The sequence below is a fragment of the Kosakonia sp. YIM B13588 genome (genome assembly GCF_042788165.1).
GTDB lineage: Bacteria > Pseudomonadota > Gammaproteobacteria > Enterobacterales > Enterobacteriaceae > Kosakonia > Kosakonia sacchari.
The window spans coordinates 85,265-105,456 of record NZ_JBHZPO010000007.1 but is presented as its reverse complement, the minus strand read 5'-3'; the positions used below and the strand labels follow the sequence as shown (position 1 = coordinate 105,456).

The 20,192-nt window shown below is 59.0% G+C and carries 15 protein-coding genes; 5 read left to right on the top strand and 10 right to left on the bottom strand.

Annotated elements, in window-relative coordinates; all coding sequences use genetic code 11:
* Positions 1–159 precede the first annotated feature (159 nt).
* The 5 genes from entH to entC are packed head-to-tail and all read right to left on the bottom strand — an operon-like array spanning position 160 to position 4,986.
* Positions 160–573, bottom strand: a complete 414-nt coding sequence (gene entH / locus ACFX4U_RS13720; RefSeq protein ID WP_271064285.1) for a proofreading thioesterase EntH — start codon at positions 571–573, stop codon at positions 160–162.
* On the bottom strand, positions 574–1,329 hold the full coding sequence (entA, locus tag ACFX4U_RS13715; RefSeq protein WP_305736814.1) for a 2,3-dihydro-2,3-dihydroxybenzoate dehydrogenase EntA: 756 nt from the start codon (positions 1,327–1,329) through the stop codon (positions 574–576). It lies immediately after the preceding gene.
* Positions 1,329–2,180, bottom strand: coding sequence for an isochorismatase (locus ACFX4U_RS13710; protein ID WP_313506547.1), 852 nt, complete (start codon positions 2,178–2,180; stop codon positions 1,329–1,331). Before ACFX4U_RS13710 ends, entA begins: the two co-directional genes overlap by 1 nt.
* Positions 2,181–2,190: 10 nt before the next feature.
* Positions 2,191–3,801 carry a (2,3-dihydroxybenzoyl)adenylate synthase EntE gene (entE, locus tag ACFX4U_RS13705; RefSeq protein WP_313506546.1) on the bottom strand — a complete coding sequence of 537 codons (1,611 nt, stop codon included), beginning with the start codon at positions 3,799–3,801 and terminating at the stop codon, positions 2,191–2,193.
* A gap of 9 nt (positions 3,802–3,810) precedes the next feature.
* On the bottom strand, positions 3,811–4,986 hold the full coding sequence (gene entC / locus ACFX4U_RS13700) for an isochorismate synthase EntC (protein ID WP_305736817.1): 1,176 nt from the start codon (positions 4,984–4,986) through the stop codon (positions 3,811–3,813).
* A 186-nt stretch (positions 4,987–5,172) separates the two neighbouring features.
* Here entC and fepB point away from each other — a divergent pair, with 186 nt between their 5' ends.
* Positions 5,173–6,132 carry a Fe2+-enterobactin ABC transporter substrate-binding protein gene (gene fepB / locus ACFX4U_RS13695; RefSeq protein ID WP_313506545.1) on the top strand — a complete coding sequence of 320 codons (960 nt, stop codon included), beginning with the start codon at positions 5,173–5,175 and terminating at the stop codon, positions 6,130–6,132.
* Here the strand turns inward: fepB and entS are convergent, their stop codons facing one another.
* The gene (entS, locus tag ACFX4U_RS13690) at positions 6,133–7,374 is read right to left on the bottom strand and encodes an enterobactin transporter EntS (protein WP_313506543.1); all 1,242 of its coding nucleotides are present in this window, start codon (positions 7,372–7,374) and stop codon (positions 6,133–6,135) included.
* Between the two features lie 112 nt (positions 7,375–7,486).
* Here entS and fepD point away from each other — a divergent pair, with 112 nt between their 5' ends.
* The 3 genes from fepD to fepC are packed head-to-tail and all read left to right on the top strand — an operon-like array spanning position 7,487 to position 10,277.
* The gene (gene fepD / locus ACFX4U_RS13685; RefSeq protein WP_313506542.1) at positions 7,487–8,491 is read left to right on the top strand and encodes a Fe(3+)-siderophore ABC transporter permease; all 1,005 of its coding nucleotides are present in this window, start codon (positions 7,487–7,489) and stop codon (positions 8,489–8,491) included.
* The gene (gene fepG, locus ACFX4U_RS13680; RefSeq protein WP_313506541.1) at positions 8,488–9,480 is read left to right on the top strand and encodes an iron-enterobactin ABC transporter permease; all 993 of its coding nucleotides are present in this window, start codon (positions 8,488–8,490) and stop codon (positions 9,478–9,480) included. Before fepD ends, fepG begins: the two co-directional genes overlap by 4 nt.
* Positions 9,477–10,277 (top strand): iron-enterobactin ABC transporter ATP-binding protein, encoded by an 801-nt coding sequence (gene fepC / locus ACFX4U_RS13675; RefSeq protein WP_305736822.1) that lies wholly within the window; start codon positions 9,477–9,479, stop codon positions 10,275–10,277. Before fepG ends, fepC begins: the two co-directional genes overlap by 4 nt.
* A 137-nt stretch (positions 10,278–10,414) precedes the next feature.
* On the opposite strand, the gene entF is transcribed toward fepC, so the two are convergent.
* The 3 genes from entF to fes are packed head-to-tail and all read right to left on the bottom strand — an operon-like array spanning position 10,415 to position 15,756.
* The gene (entF, locus tag ACFX4U_RS13670) at positions 10,415–14,302 is read right to left on the bottom strand and encodes an enterobactin non-ribosomal peptide synthetase EntF (RefSeq protein WP_313506539.1); all 3,888 of its coding nucleotides are present in this window, start codon (positions 14,300–14,302) and stop codon (positions 10,415–10,417) included.
* A gap of 10 nt (positions 14,303–14,312) precedes the next feature.
* The gene (locus ACFX4U_RS13665) at positions 14,313–14,516 is read right to left on the bottom strand and encodes an MbtH family NRPS accessory protein (protein ID WP_020456925.1); all 204 of its coding nucleotides are present in this window, start codon (positions 14,514–14,516) and stop codon (positions 14,313–14,315) included.
* Between the two features lie 28 nt (positions 14,517–14,544).
* On the bottom strand, positions 14,545–15,756 hold the full coding sequence (fes, locus tag ACFX4U_RS13660; RefSeq protein WP_313506537.1) for an enterochelin esterase: 1,212 nt from the start codon (positions 15,754–15,756) through the stop codon (positions 14,545–14,547).
* A 253-nt stretch (positions 15,757–16,009) separates the two neighbouring features.
* Between fes and ACFX4U_RS13655 the strand changes: the two genes are divergently transcribed.
* Positions 16,010–18,283, top strand: a complete 2,274-nt coding sequence (locus ACFX4U_RS13655; protein ID WP_305736825.1) for a TonB-dependent siderophore receptor — start codon at positions 16,010–16,012, stop codon at positions 18,281–18,283.
* A 159-nt stretch (positions 18,284–18,442) separates the two neighbouring features.
* Here the strand turns inward: ACFX4U_RS13655 and ACFX4U_RS13650 are convergent, their stop codons facing one another.
* Positions 18,443–20,122: a methyl-accepting chemotaxis protein gene (locus ACFX4U_RS13650; protein ID WP_313506536.1), complete on the bottom strand. Its 1,680-nt coding sequence runs from the start codon at positions 20,120–20,122 to the stop codon at positions 18,443–18,445.
* Positions 20,123–20,192 lie beyond the last annotated feature (70 nt).

The following is a 20,192-nucleotide window of genomic DNA, read 5'->3' as shown; positions in this document are numbered from 1 at the left end:
CCGTTGAGAGACAGAGAGATGTTACATTTTGTATCTATATCAACTCGCGGGTTTTAACAACTTTGAAACATGGGAAATTTGCCCTGCCACCAGGCATTTACCTGATTGTGTTAACGGGATCGCAAGATTGCGCCCTCTCCCGCTACGGAGAGGGCGAAACTACCCCAGCACCGCCGTGCTGAGACGACAGGTGCAGCAGCGTCGGCCTTGTTCGTCAAACACCACAATTTCCCAGCTCTGGTTCTGCCGACCAAGATGCAGCGGCTGGCAAACACCGCGCACTTTGCCCTGTGAAACAGGACGGTGATGGGTGGCGTTTAATTCCGTGCCCACCACGCACTGGCCGTCGCGGGTCATCAGATAACCCGCCATCGACCCCAGCGTTTCCGCCAGCGCCGCCGAGGCACCACCGTGCAGCAGACCAAACGGTTGATGCGTGCGGCTGTCTACCGGCATTTCCGCTTCAAGGAAATCATCACCGATGCGGGTGTAAACCATGGCAAGGTGCGCCACCAGCGTGTTTTCGCTGGTCGCGTTCAGTTCATCAAGGGTTAAATGACGTTTCCAGATCATCTACGCCCCCAGCGTCGAGCCGCCATCCACCACGATATCCTGTAATGTGATATGGCTTGCCAGATCGGAAGCGAGGAACAAAATGGTGTTCGCCACTTCCTGCGGACGGGCGATTTTCCCCAGCGGAATGCCGAGCTTGAACTGCTCGCCGAAACCGCGAATGCGCTGCTGTTCAGCGTCATCGCTTACCCACAGCAAACGCTGCATGTCGGTGTCGGTCGATCCCGGAGAGACAATGTTACAGCGCACATGGCTTGCCGCCAGCTCAAGACCGACGGTGAGTGCCAGGCTTTTCAGCGCCGCTTTCGATGCACCATACGCGCTCATGCCGATACGCGGTGTGTGCGCCGCGTCGGATGCGACGGTGACAATCGCCCCGCTCTGCTGACGGCGAAATTGCGCCATCGTCTGCTGAAAAAGATTAAACGCGCCGCCAACGTTAATGGCGAAGGTGTTGTGCCAGGCTTGCGCTGTCAGTTCGTCGGTGGCGCCCATATGTAAAACCCCGGCGGCGTTCACCAGCACGTCCAGCACTTCGCATTGCGCCAGCACGCGCTGGCAAACTGCCTGCACTTGTCCGGCGTCGGCAACGTCCAGCACTTCGCAGGTGAAAGGGTAATCCGTGCCACCAAAGGCCAGATCGAAACCAGTCACGTGTGCGCCCGCCTCGACGAAGGCTTTCGCCGTGGCATAACCGATGCCTTTACCGGCACCGGTCACCCAGACAACTTTGCCAGTAAAATCCAGGCTGGCCATTATTTCACCTCACGTGAAAGCAGCGCCCACCAGGCATCAATGGTCGGGTTTTTCGCCAGCATCACAAAGTCGATATCGCCATGTATTTTGCGCCAGCGCGCGGCGAGCGCCATCATGCGCACCGAATCGAGGCCGTAGTCGATGAGATTCTCGTCATCTAATGGTTCGTCGGATTCATCCAGCAACGGCAGGATCAGCGCGCGTAATGCCGCTTTGCTGCCCGGCACAGGCAGTAATTCTTGCGTCATCACCACGCGACCAGCACGCCCGGCGACATATTTCAGCGACATCAAATGCTCTTCACGGCTGAAATCCGCCAGCGCGTCGGCGACCATAAACGGTTTGATATCGCGCATAAACGCATCGGTGGCGGTGGTCATGCAGCCAATGTGTGAATAAACGCCGGTGATCAGCAACTGGTTACGGCCGGTCTCTTTGAGCATCTGCTCCAGCGGCGAGCGGTGAAAAGCGCTGTAGCGCCACTTCACCAGCACGGTGTCGGCCTCATCCGGCGCGAGTTGTGCAACAATTTTTTGCTGTTCCGGCGAGCGGGTTAAGCCCGGCCCCCACATATCGTTGAGCAGCGCCCGGTCTTCATCGTTCTGCTCTTTCGGCTGCGCGGTGTAGTAAACCGGGATAGCGTTTTGCTTGCAGAAATCGCGCAGTGCGGCGATGTTCGCCACCACTTGCTGCATCATCGGGCAGTTTTCACCCCAGAAGTTAACAAAGTAATCCTGCATATCGTGGATCAGCAGCGCCGCACGTTCTGGCTCAAACGGCCAGCTCACTTTGTTTTGCGGAATATCGGCCGCGCCTGGCAGCGCGTAGCCCTGTAATTTTGGAATCGCCATCTTCTCTCCTTTACGCGGTTGCGCGCTGCGCTAACCACTGGCGTAACTGTTTTTTATCAACCTTACCCACCGGCGTCAGCGGCAGTGCGTCCACGCACTCCACGCGATCCGGCAGTTTGAACTCGGCAACGCCCTGCTCGCGCAGGAAGCGGCGGATTGCCACCGCGCGTAGCGGCGCTTTCACGACCAGGTAAGCGCAGCTTTTTTCACCCAGCAGGCTGTCTTCCATGCTGACCAGCGCGGCGTGGATCACCGCCTCATGGCGCAGCAGCAGGTTTTCGATCTCCTCGGCGGCAATCTTCTCGCCGCCGCGGTTGATCTGATCTTTTTCACGCCCCTGCACGGTAATATAGCCCTGCTCGTCTACCGAAATCAGATCGCCGGAGCAGTAAAAACCGTTTTCATCGAAGGCGCTGGCATTGTGTTCCGGGCTGTTAAAGTAGCCGCGAAAGGTGTATGGGCCGCGCGTCATCAGGCGGCCAACATGGCCTGGCGGCAGCAGATTGCCGTTTTCATCCGCCACCCACACTTCATCATCCGGACACATCGGGCGACCTTGCGTGTTGATAATGCGGTCAAAGGGATCGTCCAGACGGGTGTAGTTCACCAGCCCTTCCGCCATACCGAATACCTGCTGCAACTGGCAGCCGATCTCCGCCGGAATACGCGCCGCAAGCGTTGCCGATAAACGCGCCCCGCCAACCTGCAACAGCCGCAGCGAGGCGAGTTGCGCATTGCTGCTCCACTCGGCAATCGCCTGTAACCACAGGCTTACCGCCGGCGGCACCAGCGCGGTAACGTTAATCTGGTGTTTTTCAATCAGCGGGAAGCAGAGCGTGGCGCTCGGATCGGCAGCCAGCACCACGCAGCCTTCGGCGTGGAAGACGCCAAGCGCGCCGGGTGAACTCATCGGGTAGTTGTGCGCCGCAGGCAGCGCGCAGAGATAGCGGGTTTGCGCGTTAAATCCGCAGATCTCGTTACTGCGCACAATGCTGTAGTAGTAATCATTGTGCGTGCGCGGAATGAGCTTTGGCGTGCCGGTACTGCCGCCGGAAAGCTGGAAAAACGCCACTTCATCGGCGGGCGTTGGCGTGGCGATAAAATTATCTGCCGGGCGGGCAATGGCGTTTTCCAGCGCCTGCTCGCCGCTGTCGCCGCGCAGCAGTACGGTGCGCACCGACGGGTGCTGTGCAACAAACGCAGTGAGGAAATGGTCATTCTCAAACAGCGCGTGCGCGCGATCGGCAATCAGCAGCGTCGGTGCGATTTGCGTGGCATAAGCGTTCAGTTCACTACGTTGATGGCTGAACAACGCATTCACTGGTGCCACGCCGATTTTCAGCAACGCAAAAAAGGTGATGTAGAACTCGCTGACGTTGCCCAATTGCACCAGCGCGGTTTCCCCGCGCTTGATGCCCTGCGCCTGTAACGCCGAGGCCAGATTGTCTGAGGCAGCGTTGAGCTGGCGGTAACTGTAGCGCCGTTCACCGTCAATCACCGCTGTGGCGTCGCTGTGCGCGTGACGGGTTAAAATATCGGTCAGCGGTAAATCCTGCCAGTAGCCCTTTTCACGGTAACGCTCTGCAAACTCGTGCGGCCAGCGGGTAAAAGGAATGGTCATGGTTGATCCTCAGTGCAAACCAAATGCGTTCAGCATGGTGGTCAGCTTGACGCCGGTTTCGCGCCACTCTGAAAGCGGCGAAGAGGCCGGAACAATCCCGGCACCGGCGAACAGCCGAACGTGGTTATCGTGAAGCCGCGCGCAGCGAATAGTGACCACCCACTCGCCGTTACCCTCGGCGTCGCACCAGCCAACGATGCCGCCAAACAGCTCACGGTTGAATGGCTCCAGCTCGGCAATCACCTGTTTCGCCACCTGGTGCGGGAAGCCACTCAGCGCAGGCGTCGGGTGCAGCAGGCAGGCCAGCGTCAGCGCGTTTTCCCCGGCTAATGCAGTGCCGGTGATCGGTGTGGCCAGGTGCCATAACGTTGGAGTGGTGACCAGTTGCGGTGATTCCGGCAACGTCAGAGTTTGGCTGCGCGGTTGCAGCACGTTTTTCATCGCCTGCGTCACCAGTTCGTGTTCGTGCCGGTCTTTTTCCGAAGCCAGCAGCTTGTTACCCGCTTCGCGATCGAGAATGTCGTCCGGTTGACGGCGAGCGGAACCGGCTAACGGCAGAGAACTGAAGTGCTCCTGCTCTTTACGCAGCAACAATTCCGGGCTTGCGCCCAGCAGCACGCCGCCATCCGGCAGCGGAACGTGGAAGTTGAAACTGGCCGGGTTCTGGGCAATCAGGCGCTCCAGCAGTACGCCGCTGTCGATACGGCTGTCGGTGGTTAACTCAATCAGACGTGAGAGCACCACTTTGTCGACTTCCGGCGTGGCGGTGCGGGCGGCGGCGTTCGCCACCATCTGCATAAACGTCTCCTGCGGCGGGATCGCCTGCTGCGCCGTGACGTTCGGCATCGCGCCGCTGGTGAAATAGCGTGCAGATCGCTGTTTCTCCGGGCGGGAGAAGGTTTGCCAGGTATGCGGGATAAACAGCGCAGACGGCTGCGTGGTATCGAACGGGATCGCCCCCACCATCACCGGGCGGGCAATGCCCTGCGCTTTCGCATCGGCAAAGGCTTGTACCAGCTTTTGCTGGAAAGCACTGTCGGGCGCATCGCCGCCCGCGGCAGGCTCGCAGAGACGCGCCACGCACCCGGAGGTGGTGAAACTGCGGTACGGCGACATAAAGAAAAACTGATCTGCGGCCAGCGTATTCACAGACTGCCGGGTTTCCTCAGCCAGGGACGTATCCATATCATCCTCCAACAATGATAAATGAACTAAGAATGATTATCATTTGTGTTTTGTCGCAGTAAGATAAAAAGTTATGCCCCGCTCTGTCAACAGCAGATTCGTCGCCCGCAGCGCTAATGCTTGCATCTGCTTCATTCAACGATGAAAATGAGAAGCATTAACCTCAACAAAAACAGGAAACGCGTTGTGAGATTCTCTTTATGGAGCCGTAAGCCCTTAGTGTTTTTGAGTATTTTTGTTTTAGGACTAACCTCAGCCATCGCCGCCGACTGGCCTCGCCAGGTAACCGACAGCCACGGAACACACGCCCTTACCAGCAAGCCGCTGCGAATTGTTTCCACCAGCGTGACGCTCACCGGTTCGCTACTGGCGATTGACGCGCCGGTTATCGCCAGCGGCGCGACCACGCCAAATAACCGTTTCGCCGACGAGCAGGGTTTTCTGCGCCAGTGGGGCGACATCGCCAGACAGCGCAACGTCGCGCGTCTCTACATCGGCGAACCCAACGCTGAAGCCGTTGCCGCGCAGATGCCGGATTTAATCCTGATCAGCGCCACCGGCGGCGACTCCGCGTTGCCGCTGTATGATCAGCTATCGACCATCGCCCCGACGCTTATCATCAACTACGATGACAAAAGCTGGCAGGCGTTGTTAACGCAGCTTGGCGAAATCACTGGTCACGAAAAAGAGGCGGCGGCGCGTATCAGCCAGTTCAATCAACAGCTTGCTGAGGTTAAAGCGCGGATGAAACTGCCACCGCAGCCGGTCACCGCGCTGGTTTATACTCCGGCGGCGCACGGCGCTAATCTGTGGACTGAAGAGTCCGCGCAGGGAAAATTGATGCAGCAGCTGGGCTTCGCCCTCGCGCCGTTACCGGCGAATCTGCACACCAGCCAGAGCCAGGGGAAACGTCATGACATCGTTCAGTTAGGCGGCGAGAACCTGGCCGCCGGGCTGAATGGTGAAGCGCTGTTCCTGTTTGCCAGCGACCAGAAAGACGCGGATGCGCTCAGCCAGAACCCATTACTGGCGCACCTGCCTGCGGTGCAAAACCACCGCGTGTACGCGCTGGGTGCGGAAACGTTCCGCCTTGATTACTACAGCGCCACTCGTGTATTACAACGTTTGTCGGCGCTGTTTGGTTAATCAGGCTTCCGCGGCGGGCTGCGCCTGGCGAAAACGCCGCAGTTCGCCGAGCACCATCACCAGCAACACGCCCACTATCGCCAGCACAAAACCGCTGATGCTCGCCGACGAAACCGGCGTCATCATCGACGCCATCGCGCCAAGCAGCGCCGCGCCGATGGCGTCGCCCGTAACGTTTTGCGCCGTCCATAAACCGTTAATTCGCCCAAGCATCGCTTCCGGGGTTTGCGTTTGCAGCAACGTGTATTGCAGCAGCGAACTTACCGCCGTCAGCCAGCCGCACAGCGCCAGAAACAGCACGCCCAGCGCCCAGACGGGCATCAGGCTGAATAAACCGATGGCGATAAACGCGCCAACGGATGCCAGCAGCATAATCACGCCGGGGCGTTCGCTGTGCGCCAGCTTGCCGCTGGTTAACGCGCCAATGGCCGCACCGAGCGGCAGCGCGGCATACAGCAAGCCAATTTCGGCCGCCGACATGTTCCAGCTTATCGCCAGCGCCGGGTAGAGCACGCGCACCGCGCTTGCCATCGTCAATAGCCCGCCAAGCAGCGCGATGCCGCCAATCAATGGGTTATGCAGTAAAAATTGCAGGGCGGTAAGGAGCGATTTCAGCGGGTGCTCGCGCGGTTGTGGCGGTGGCGGTAATGCAGGCAGGCTCAGTAACGGCAACAGGGTGATAAACGTGCCCGCCGCTGCCAGCCCGTAGTTCCACGCCACGCCGCCGGTCGCCAGCAGCAAACCGCCGCACATTGGCGAAATAACGGAACCCAGCCGCACCGTCAGCATGGTAATTGCGCCGGCATGCATTAGGTTTTCACGCCCGACCAACGCGGGTGTCGCCGCCAGCAGCGCCGTTACGCCCAGTGCGCCGAAAAAACCATCCCACAAACCGAGCAGATAAATTGCCAGCAGCGAAGGCGCCGGCAACAACGCATTCAGATACAGGCCGATAAAACCGACACCGCAAGTGGAACGCGCCAGCAGAATCAGTTTTTTGCGCTCAAATCGATCCGCCAGAACACCGCCAAACATCAGGCCGATGAACATGGCGCTGCCGGTCAGCGTGACGGCAAGGCCAACTTGCCAGCTGGAGTGGGTCATCGCCTGGATTTGTACCGGCACCGCCACGCCCAATAAACCCAGCGAGAGAATCGAGATAAAACGCGCCAGAAATACCGCGCGAAAAGCCGGATGCGTACGCAGCAGACTCAGGTTCAACAGCCAGGATTGTTGCTTCATTCCAATGCCTTAAATACACACTTTCTATGTCCATTCGCAGGCTGCGCATGGTAACATATCAAAACAAGATCGATAACGATAATTACTATCATTATCAAATTTGGGACGTTTTATGTCGTGTTCTGCTTTCCCGGCGCGCCCCGTTGCCCTCGCCGGGTTATTGATATTGCTGATTGTCGCCGTTGCACTCAGCCTGTTTGTTGGCGCAAAACCCCTGCCCGCCGCGGTTGTCATTGACGCCCTGACTGGGGTCTGCCAGAGCGCGGACTGCACCATCATCAACGATGCACGTTTGCCGCGTACGCTGGCAGGTTTACTCGCGGGCGGCGCGCTGGGGATTGCCGGCGCGTTAATGCAAACCCTCACGCGAAATCCGCTCGCCGATCCAGGCCTGCTCGGCGTTAACGCCGGTGCCAGCTTCGCCATTGTGCTCGGCGCGGCGCTGCTGGGCGCGGTCACGCCCGTAGAACAACTGCTGCTCGCCTTTTGTGGCGCGCTGGCGGCGTCGCTGCTGGTCGCCTTTACCGGCAGTCAGGGCGGCGGGCAGCTCAGCCCGGTTCGCCTGACGCTGGCGGGCGTGGCGCTGGCGGCGGTGCTGGAAGGGTTATCGAGCGGCATTTCGTTGCTTAACGCCGACGTTTACGACCAGTTGCGCTTCTGGCAGGCCGGTTCGCTGGATATCCGCACCCTGCAAACGCTAAAAATTGTCCTTATTCCGGTGCTGCTGGCAGCGCTCATCGCATTGATGCTGAGCCGTGCGCTGAACAGTCTGAGCCTCGGCAGCGACACCGCTACGGCGCTGGGCAGCCGCGTGGCGCGCACGCAGTTGCTCGGTTTAGTGGTGATTACGGTGCTGTGCGGCAGCGCGACGGCGGTTGTCGGCCCGATTGCCTTTATCGGCCTGATGATGCCGCACATGGCACGCTGGCTGGTGGGCGCGGATCACCGCTGGTCACTGCCGGTCACGTTGATTGCCACCCCTGCCCTGCTGTTGTTTGCCGATATCCTTGGCCGACTGCTGGTGCCGGGCGAACTGCGGGTTTCCGTGGTCAGTGCCTTTATCGGCGCGCCGGTATTGATTGTACTGGTGCGTCGCGCGCGCGGAGGTGGCTTATGATGGCGCCTTCCCGCCGCCTGCTCGGCAGTTGCTTGCTCATGGTTATTGCCGCGTTGCTTTTAGCTACCTGGGGTTTACGCAGCGGCGCGGTGACGCTGGCGTTTTCACAGGTGCTTGACGCGCTCACTGGCGACGCGCCGCGCGCAATGCAACTGGTCGTAATGGAGTGGCGCTTGCCGCGCGTGCTGATGGCGCTGCTGATAGGCGCAGCGCTTGGCGTGAGTGGCGCGATTTTCCAGTCGCTGATGCGCAACCCGCTCGGCAGCCCGGATGTGATGGGTTTTAACACCGGCGCGTGGAGCGGTGTGCTGGTAGCGATGGTGCTGTTTGGTCAGCATCTGGCCGCTATCGCGCTGGCGGCGATGGCGGGCGGTCTGCTGACCTCGCTGGTGGTCTGGCTGCTGGCCTGGCGCAACGGCATTGAGACATTCCGCTTGATCATTGTCGGTATTGGCGTGCGCGCGATGCTGGTGGCGTTTAATACCTGGCTGCTATTGCATGCCTCGCTGGAAACGGCGCTCTCCGCCGGGCTGTGGAACGCCGGGTCACTCAATGGCCTGACCTGGGTGAAAACCGTCCCTTCCGCACCGATCATGCTGGTGATGTTTCTTTTTGCCGCGCTGCTGGCACGCCGTATGCGGTTGCTGGAAATGGGCGATGACAGCGCCTGTGCGCTTGGCGTTAGCGTTGAGCGTTCACGTCTGATGCTGATGCTGGTGGCCGTCGCACTCACCGCCGCCGCAACCGCGCTGGCGGGGCCGATTTCGTTTATTGCGCTGGTCGCACCGCATATCGCCCGCCGGGTCAGTGCCACCGCACGCTGGGGGTTAACCCAGTCCGCACTGTGCGGCGCGGTGTTGTTATTGCTGGCAGATATGATTGCCCAGCGCGGTTTTACACCTTATCAGTTGCCGGTCGGCGTGGTGACCGTCAGCCTGGGCGGTATTTACCTTATCGCCTTGTTAATTCAGGAGTCTCGTAAGAAATGACCGATTTATCTGCCCGTTTGCGCGGCGAAGCGCTCACCCTTGGCTACGGCAAAAAAGTGGTGGCCGAACGCTTAAGCGTGGCGATCCCCGACGGCCATTTCACCGCCATTATCGGCCCTAACGGCTGTGGTAAATCCACTTTGCTGCGCACGCTGAGCCGCCTGATGACGCCCGCACAAGGCCATGTTTATCTGGATGGCGAGCAGATCCAGCGCTATGCCAGCAAAGAGGTGGCGCGCCGTATAGGGTTGCTTGCGCAAAACGCCACCACGCCTGGCGATATCACCGTGCAGGAATTGGTCGCGCGTGGGCGTTATCCACACCAGCCGCTGTTCACCCGCTGGCGCAAAGAAGATGACGACGCCGTGCAACGCGCGATGCGGGCAACCGGGGTGGAAAGCCTGGCCACGCAGAGCGTCGATACGCTCTCCGGCGGGCAACGTCAGCGTGCATGGATCGCCATGGTGCTGGCGCAAGAGACGGCAATCATGCTGCTTGATGAGCCGACAACATGGCTGGATATCAGCTATCAGATCGACTTGCTGGAACTGTTAAGTGAGTTAAACCGCGAACAGGGCTATACGCTGGCGGCAGTGCTGCATGATTTGAATCAGGCTTGCCGCTACGCCACGCATTTGATTGCGCTGCGCGACGGTAAAATCGTGGCGCAGGGCGCACCAAAAGAGATTGTGACCGCAGATCTGATTGAAGCGGTGTATGGCATGCGCTGTATGATCATCGACGATCCCATCGCCCATACCCCGCTGGTGGTGCCGCTCGGGCGTAGCGGCAGATAAATGCATTGCGGGTGATGTTTACCCGATATTTATTGTGGTGACGGTTTTGCTTCGTTCACCCGCTATTTTCTGGCTTCAGCAGTTCCCCGCGCAAAACAGGATAAAGGGGCGCGCGCCCCTTATAAACGCTGAAATATCTATTCCCCCAATACTTCCCTTAGCACCGGGCCAATGCGCTCAAACGCCTGCGGCGAGATAATCTCCACGTGAGCGCAATCCTGACGGTAAACCTCCAGTTCGCGAACCCACGGTGCCCAGGCGGTGTGCGGATCGGTGCCTGCGGGTAACGTGCGCTCGGCAACAAACAGCGTGGCTTTGCCGTCAAACGGCAGGCTGTGGGCGGTGGTCAGCAAGCGAACCGCATCGGCATAGTTGCCCTCGATAACCGAGAATAGCTCACCGGAGGCTTGCCCCTGCTGCGCGGCGAGAAACGCTTGCCGCTCACGTTCTATCTCTGCCAGCACTTCTGGCTCCAAGCCGTTCGCCTCTTTTTCTGCCCAGTTTTGCGTTTCCGGCGGCCAGGTATCGAGCAGCCCGAGGAACGCCACCGCCTCGCCCCGCTGCCGCAGACGCGCGGCAATGCCCTGAGCCAGCGTTCCACCGAGCGAATAACCCAACAGGTAATACGGCCCGTGCGGCTGCTGCGCCAGCAGCGTCGCCAGGTGTTGTTCACAAGCCTCATCTAACGTGGCAGCCTGTTGCAACGGCCCATCCGGTCGTGGTGACTGAATACCGATGATCGACCAGCGCGGCGCAAGGTGACGGGCGAGCACGCTAAACTGCCAGGCAAAACCGGACGCCGGATGGAAGCAAAACAGGGTTGGCCCGTCGCTCTCGCGCAGGGGCAGCAACGTTTCCAGCCCCAGCCGCCCGGCCTGTTCCGCCGAAAGCGCTTGTTCAAGCAACGCGGCGAGTTTTTCTACCGTGGAAGCCACCATGATTTGTCCGGGCGTAACCTGCCGTTCGCACTCGCGGCTCAGTTGCGCCGCCAGCCGCATTGCCAGCAACGAATGTCCGCCGAGCGCGAAGAAATCCGCCTGCGCGTCGTTCACTTCGCACCCGAGCAAACCGGAAAATGCCTGCGCCACTACCGTTTCCAAACCCGCGTTGAGCGGACGACCGCCCTGCTGCACCGCCAGTTCCGGCAGCGGTAACGCTTTTCTGTCGAGCTTACCGTTGGCGCTCAGCGGCAGCACGTCCAGTTGCACCAGCAACACCGGCACCATATGCGGCGGCAGTTGCTCACGCAATTGCCCCAGCAGCGCCGTCGCATCCAGCGGCTGCCCGGAGGCAGAAACCACATAACCGACTAACTGACGCGCATCGCCGCCGCTGGCGGCAGCCTGATTGAAGACACAGGCATGCGCCACGGCCTGAGCCACGTCTGGCAGCGCCAGCATGGCACGATCAATTTCGCCTAACTCAATGCGCTGACCGCGAATTTTCAACTGATCGTCGCTGCGCCCGAGGTATTCAACCGCGCCGTTTTCCAGCCAGCGCGCAACATCGCCGGTGCGATACATGCGCTCACCTGCGGCAAACGGATCGGCGATAAAGCGGCTGGCGGTAAGATCCGGTCGGCCAAGGTAGCCCTGCGCCAGCTGGATACCGGTGAGGTAGAGATCGCCCGCCACGCCCGGCGGCACCGGGCGCATCATCGCGTCCAGAATGCGCAGCCCGGTGTTCCATACCGGAAAACCAATCGGCACGCTGTTGCCGCGCACACCTGCCAGCGCCTCGCCATATGCCGGATACCAGCTTACGTCAACAGCCGCTTCCGTCGGGCCGTATAAGTTATGCAGCGGCGCGCCGGTCAGCTGCTGCCATTCGCGACAGAGATCGGCAGGCAGCGCTTCTCCACTGCAGAACACCTGTTTTAGCGTGCGGCAACTGCGCTTTGCGCTTTCCGGCGTGAGCGAGGCGACAAACGCAGCCAACATCGACGGCACAAAGTGCGTGGTCGTCACGCCGTAATGGGTAAAGAAGTCCTGCAACGCTTGCGGATCGCGGTGTGCATCCGGTTCTGCCATTACCAGCTTTGCCCCGACGATAAACGGCCACCAGAACTCCCACACCGATACGTCAAAACTGCACGGCGTTTTCTGCGCCACCACATCCTGCGCAGTGAGCGGATAACTCTCTTGCATCCACAGCAGTCGGTTGACGATGGCGGTTTGCCCGACCATCACCCCTTTTGGCCGACCAGTGGAGCCAGAGGTGAAAATGATGTACGCGGTATGCTCCGCACGTGCCAGATTGAGCGCGTCGCTGCCGTGGGTTTCCAGCGGGGCTTCGTAGCAGAAATGGCGAAGCGCGGGAATATCGCTAAAGCGCGCCAGTTGATTCTGCGCGGTGATCAGCAATCGCGGTTTGGCATCTTCGAGCATCATTTTCAGCCGCTCATCCGGGTAACCGGTATCCAGCGGCAGCCAGGCAGCACCTGCTTCGACAATACCGTGCAGCGCCAGCGTCAGGAATACCGAGCGCGGCAGCGCCACCGCCACGCTGTCGCCGGGCTGTACGCCAAGCTGGCGAAGCTGGTGCGCCAGCGCCACGACCTGCTCGCGCATTTCGCGATAGCTGAATTGCCACTGCGCATCCGCCAGCGCGGGCGCATCCGGGGTTGTCGCCGCCTGCGCAGCGACCAGCGCGCTTAACGTGGTGGTCGGCAGCACCTTGCCGGTATCGTTAATGTCTGCCAGCCGCTGCGCTTCTGGTGATAAGAGCAACTCAGCATCGCCGCAGCGCAATTGCGGATTTTCGGCAAATTGCGTGAGCAGATGCGCCAGGCGCTCGACGTGCGTTTTTAATGTGGATTCATCATAACGGCTGCGGTTCGCCAGCACTTCCAGCGACAACTCGCCCTCTTCGTGCGGGAACAGGGCGATTTCCAGATCGTTAACCGGCCCGGTCGCCAGCGTGTGCGTAGTGCCTTTAATGCCGTCAACATCCAGCAGGTAATCAAACATTTTGACGTTAAACACCGGACCGAACAGCGGTTCGTCGCCCGCCGCACGCCCGGCGTCACGCACAATTTGTTCGGCGTCATAACGCTGGTGGCGACGCATCGCTTTCAGGCTGCCTGCAAGCGTCGTTGCCAGCCCGGAGAGCGTTTGTGTGCCATCCAGATGAATGCCCAGCGGCAGCACGTTGAGTACCGGCCCGGTGGCGGTTAACGCCGCTGAGCCCATACGGCGCATAAAGATAAACCCGGCGGCATAATCGGTGCGTCCGCACAACCGACCAAGCCACAGTGCGGCCAGCGCCAGCGCCAGATCGGCGGGTGAATTGTGGCTAAAAGCCTGGGTTAAGCGGCGAAATGCCCCGGTATCCATCGCCACGTTGAGACGTAAAATATCGGTTGTTGCCGCACGCCCCGGCAATGGCGTATCGGAAAGCGAAACCGGAGAGGGCAACGCGCTGCGCTGCTGTGCCCAAAAAGCGCGGTCACGTTGCCAGGCGTCACTTTCGCGGTAGCGCTGGTACTCTTCCACCACCTCGGCAAACGGCGTAAAGGGCGTTGTCGGTGTTGCCTCACCGCGTCGCCAGGCGCTGTAAATGGCAGCAATCTGGCGGGTAATAGCCGGGAAACTGAAGCCATCAACCAGTAAATGGTGATAACGCTGATACCAGTACCAGTGCTGCTCGCCCACGCGTAACAGTTGGTGGTAAACCAGCGGATTGCCGCTCTCCACGCGCAGGTTTTGCGCCAGGTCGGCCTGCATCATCTGTAATGCAGTAGCGTGCGGTTCGCGGCTGTCACGCAGATCGACGATTTCCGGCAGGGTAAAAACAGGCGCCTCGTCAACCCACTGCCACACTTCGCCGTTTTCCTCCTCAAAGCGCATGCGCAGCGTATCGGCCTGCGACAAACCGCTGGCAATCGCCTGTGCCAACAGCGCGGCGTCAATATCACCTCTCAGTTCGACATAGTGCGCCACGCTCCAGGCATTGGGCAGCGTTGAGAGTTTTTCCGCCATCCAGATCCCCGGCTGCGCGGCGACCAGCGGTAAACGTTGGGTCATTTTCCGCTCCTCATTGCGCATGGTGCGCCGGGGTCAATGTTTGCCAGTTTGCCGCCAGCCAGGCGTTGCAGTCGTCCTGCGGTTGTGGCTCGCACACCACGTTCCAGCCCGCAGGAAGCGCGCACTGCGCGGGCCACAGGCTGAACTGCCGCCGGGTATTTTGCAGAATATAAAATTGCCCTTGCGGGTTATCGAAGGGGTTGGTGAATTCCATAGCAAACTCCTGTCGTAAAAAGGCGCGATTAACGGGCGCGGGTAAGCGGCTGCCAGAGGGTGATAAGCCCGGAGGTCAGCCCGCCGCGCCAGCAAAGCGCATCGTGTCCGCCGTCAACCTGACGCCAGAAAACCGACTGCTGTGTGCGTTGTAACAGGGGAAAAAGCGCCTCGTTGGCGCGAAAAATAAGCGGTTCGCGCACCCCGGCCTCCAGCACAATGCGCAGGCCCTGCGGGTTCAACTCACCATTTTTAAGTTGTTCGATAATGATGCCGTCACGCTCGCCGCCGCGATGCGGCCACCAGAACGATCCGGACTGGCTCAACACGCAGCCAAACCGCTGCGGCCAGTGCAGCGCGGCATAAAGTGACGACAGGCCGCCAAAACTCTGCCCGGCCACCACGGTGCGATCCGCGTTATCGCTGAACGGCGCGATGGCACGGACCTGCGGCAATAACTCGTCTTGTACCGCCAGCCAGAAATCGGCATTGCACGGCAGCTCCCGGCTGCGGTGGGTGTTATCAATCACATCAATCAGCACGTACACCGCGTCCGGCAGTTGCCCGGCGGTGGTTAATGCAGCCAGCGCAGGCCATACCGGCATGCTTTGCGCCCAAAATTGCCCGTCGAGCAGGATCGCCAGCGGGCGTTCAGCGCTATCGCTATTGCCGGTGGTGTAAACCCAGACGCGGCGCGTGTTGTTCAGGCGCGCGCTGCGCCATTGCAGGCGCTGCGGTTCGTTGAACGGAGTTTCGGTTTCGCGCCAGCCCGGCTGTAACGGCGCATCGGGCATTTCCAGCGCCGAAACGGGATGACCGCGCCCGCCGCGCCAGCTTTGCGGATTGAGCGGATCGGCAATCGCCCGCGCCAGTAATTTGCGCCATCCTTCCCGCAGCGCGGTGCGATCCGGCGGCGTAATCGTGAAAACGTCGGCGGAAAAATCGTCGCTGTTTTGCGAAGGAATGAAGCAGTAGCTGCCGCGCCAGCTGGCGGCAAGGGTGGTTTTCCAGCACCAGACATCGGTTCCGGCAATGCGCGTCAGCGATTGCGGCGTCGATTTTTGATGGTGATCGGTCACGCCGGTAATGTAGATCCATACCCGGCGCACGCGCGAAGTGGCTTCTGTCCCGGCGGGATCGCGCCACCAGAACGTGACCGCATAATTTCCCTGCGCGTTTTTGACCCATTCGGGCCCCTGTTTTGACTCCCACCAGGCATCACTTCCCGTTGTTGACGTCACGGCTTTAACCTCAAATATGCTGTGGAAATTTTTGCTTGCAGATCAAAAAATATCGATAATATTATTGATAACTATTTTCATTTGCAATAGCGTATTGGCGCGCTGTGGGAAGCGCGTCTTTCACTTAAAACGGCCGCCGTGGGCGAATTTTCTCAGGACTGAGCGCCTCGCTACGAGCTGGCTTCATCATGCCGCCTCCTCTCCCCCTGGGAAAGGACTTGCCGGGGATGCGGCGACGAAATGCAGGTAAAAAATGAATAACAAAATCAAGTCCCTGGCCGTTCTGGTCAATCTGGGAATCTACGGTGTTGCTGTGCCAGCGTTCGCGGCAGAAACCCGCGCCACCTCTGGCGAAGAGACGATTGTTGTCACGGCGGAGCAGCAAAACTTGCAGGCACCGGGCGTTTCCACCATCACGGCAGACGAAATTCGTAAGAACCCGCCTTCCCGTGATGTCTCCGAAATTATCCGTACCATGCCGGGCGTGAACTTGACCGGTAACGCCACCAGCGGTCAGCGCGGGAACAATCGCCAGATCGACATTCGCGGCATGGGCCCGGAAAACACCCTGATTCTGGTGGATGGTAAACCGGTCACCAGCCGTAACTCCGTGCGCCTTGGCTGGCGCGGCGAGCGCGATAGCCGTGGCGACACCAACTGGGTGCCGCCGGAAATGATCGAACGTATCGAAGTGATTCGCGGCCCGGCGGCGGCGCGTTACGGTAACGGCGCGGCAGGCGGCGTGGTGAATATCATCACCAAAAAAAATAACACGGACGAATGGCACGGCTCGTGGAATACCTATTTCAACGCGCCGGAACACAAAGATGAAGGTTCAACCAAACGCACCAACTTCAGCCTGAGCGGCCCGCTCGGCGGCGATGTTAGCTTCCGCCTGTACGGCAACCTGGCCAAAACCCAGGCCGACGCACAGGACATCAACAAAGATCACCAGTCCGAACGCACCGGCACTTACGCCAACACCGTCGTTGCCGGGCGTGAAGGTTCGATCAACAAAGACATTACTGGCGTCGTGCGCTGGGATTTTGCCCCGATGCAGGCACTGGAGTTCCAGGCCGGTTACAGCCGCCAGGGTAACCTCTACGCGGGTGATACGCAGAACACCAACAACGACAGCACCACCAATAACTACGTCAATGATAACTATGGCAAAGAGACCAACCGTCTTTATCGCCAGAACTACTCGGCGACCTGGACCGGCGGCTGGGATAACGGCGTTACCACTAACAATTGGGTGCGTTATGAACACACCCGTAACTCGCGCATCCCGGAAGGGCTGGCGGGCGGTACGGAAGGCCTGTTCAACGCGCAAAAATTCTCTGATATCGACTACAGCGATCTGTTGCTGCACAGCGAAGCAAGCGTACCATTTGAGCTGCTGTTCAAGCAGAACCTGACGCTCGGCGCAGAGTGGGATCACCAGAGCATGAAAGATTCCACCTCGAATACCCAGACTTTTATGGGCGGCAATATTCCGGGTTACAGCAGCACCGGCCGTAGCCCCTATTCCGATGCGGATATCTTCTCGGTATTTGCCGAAGACAACATTGAGCTGACCGACAGCACTATGCTGACCCCGGCGCTGCGCTTTGACCACCACACCATCGTCGGCAATAACTGGAGCCCGTCGCTGAACTTGTCTCAGGGCCTCGGCGATGACTTCACCCTGAAAATGGGTATCGCCCGCGCTTACAAAGCACCGAGCCTGTACCAGACCAACCCGAACTACATTCTTTACAGCCGTGGTCAGGGTTGCTACGCGGTCACCGTAGATGCCAATGGCAGAGACATCGGCTGCTATCTGCAAGGTAACGACGATCTGAAAGCGGAAAACAGCATCAACAAAGAGATTGGTCTGGAGTTCAAACGTGACGGCTGGCTGGCGGGTGTCACCTGGTTCCGTAACGACTACCGCAACAAGATTGAGTCTGGCTACGCGCCGGTTGGACAAACCTCTATCAAGAGCGGCAATTCAAACCTGAACACCTATATCTACCAGTGGGATAACGTGCCGAAAGCGGTGGTGGAAGGGTTAGAAGGTGCATTGAATGTGCCGGTAAGCGAGACAGTAAACTGGACCAACAATGTCACTTACATGCTGCAAAGCAAAAATAAAACTACCGGCGAACGGCTGTCGATCATTCCTGAATACACCTGGAACTCGACGCTGAGCTGGCAGGTTACCCAGGATGTTTCGCTGCAATCGACCTTTACCTGGTACGGTAAACAGCAGCCGAAAAAATATGACTACAAAGGTAACCGCGTGACCGGTTCCGCCACCAACGAAGTGAGCCCGTACAGCATCGTTGGCCTGAGCGGCACCTGGGATGTGACCAAAAACGTCAGCCTGACGGGCGGTGTCAGCAACGTGTTCGACAAACGTCACTGGCGCGAAGGTAACGCGCAAACTACCGGCGGCGGCGCAAACTGGATGTACGGCGCAGGTGCTGCAACGTATAACGAGTCGGGTCGCACCTGGTATATGGGCGTAAACACCCGCTTCTAAGCATCAACCGCCCTCTCCCCAACGGAAGACTCCCCACTTCCCATGGGGAGAGGGGCGCTTGCCTTATCAAAAGAGGGCAGAATGAAGACGGCACGCCACCTGTACGGTTCGCGTGCCGGATTTATCTATTGCCGGGACAATGCGTCCGGGCAGAGGTTATCAGAATGCTTCCCAGTCATGTTCTGGCGCTTTGCTGCCGCCGGCCAAAGCAGGTCGGCGCAAGGCTTTCCCCGCTTTTGGCACAGCTGCTGACGGTTTGCCAGTAGCCCCCTGCTCTGTATCACCCGGCAGTTTAAACACCGATACAATCTCGGTTAACTGGTAGGCCTGCTGCTCCAGCGAACCGGAGGTAGCAGAGGACTCTTCCACCAGCGCGGCGTTTTGCTGCGTGACGCTGTCCATTTGTGAAATCGCCGTGCCGACCTGACCAATCCCTTTGCTCTGCTCGATAGACGCCGAGGCGATCTCGCCCATGATATCCGTCACGCTGGTGACCGAACGCAAAATGTTATCCATCGATTCGCTGGTCAGCGTCACCTGGTCGAAACCGTTGTTGACGTTCGTTACTGACTCATCGATCAAGGTTTTGATCTCTTTTGCCGCACCGGCGCTGCGCTGCGCGAGGTTACGCACTTCGCTGGCGACCACCGCGAAACCACGACCTTGCTCACCGGCACGCGCCGCTTCGACGGCAGCGTTAAGTGCCAGAATGTTAGTCTGGAAAGCGATACTGTCGATGACGTTAATGATGTCGGTGATTTTCTGCGAGCTGCTGGTGATGTTTTTCATGCTGGCAATGACCGCCTGTACGCGCTCTTCGCCTTTATTCACTGCGGCTGACGCCGTTTTTGCAAGCGAGCTTGCTTCGCTGGCGTTATCGGCGTTCTGTTTGACCACCGCGCTCAGCTCTTCCATGCTGGCGGCGGTTTGCGTCAGCGCGGCGGCCTGCTCTTCCGTGCGCGAAGAGAGATCGGTGTTACCGGACGCGATTTCGCTCGCCCCCTGGTAAATTTCCCCGGCGCTGTTACGGATCTGCGTGACGGTTTGCACCCAGTTGTTCTGCATGGTTTCCAGGTAGGGGATCAGTTGCCCCACTTCGTTGTTACCCAGATCTTTTGTCGGCTTATCCAGCTTGCCCACCGACAGCACCTGCAAGTGCTGTTTTACCCACTCCAGCGAGCGCGCAAGGCACAGCGCCAGGTAGCGCTCGGACATCACCAGCATCGCCAGACCAATAATCATGGCAACGATGATGATGGTGCGCGTCAGGGAAACCCAGCTGGCAATACGCGCGTTAGCGGCAGATTTCAGGTCATGAATTTCTTGGTTATACGCCACGATCGCCTGCGAAAAACCGCTGCGCAGCGGGCTGAATTGCGCCTTCGACAGTTGGTTATAGCTTTCAACGTTGTTGGCTTTAATGGCGGCGAACATCGGCGTAATCGCCTGGTTAAACAGGTTCAAGGAGCTGTTATAGATATTATCGATGGCCTCGGTGCTGATATTCGCATGGTCGGTCACTTTGAACTGATTCAGACCGTTTTGCAGAAAATCGATATCTTTGCCGATACGATCGATCATTTGTTGGTAGTTTTGCGCATCGTTATTGGCCTGGAAAACCAGCGCGCGGTCCATCAGCAATTTGACCTGGTAGTAGCGATCACTGGCGTTGTTGATGATGTCGCCGTTAATTTGCTGAACGTTGGTAAGTTCCACTTCATCGGTTAAGGCGCTCAACGCATGTAACGAATAAAACGAGACACCGCCCCAGAGCAAAGTGAAAATGACCAGGATCGCCAGCATCGCGACCTTGATTTTTAAATTTCGAATAAAGTGCATAAAAACCCCGGTAAATAGTTGTGAAATAACGTTTTAAAGCAGCGATCTCCTCGCTGTCATAAACCCCATC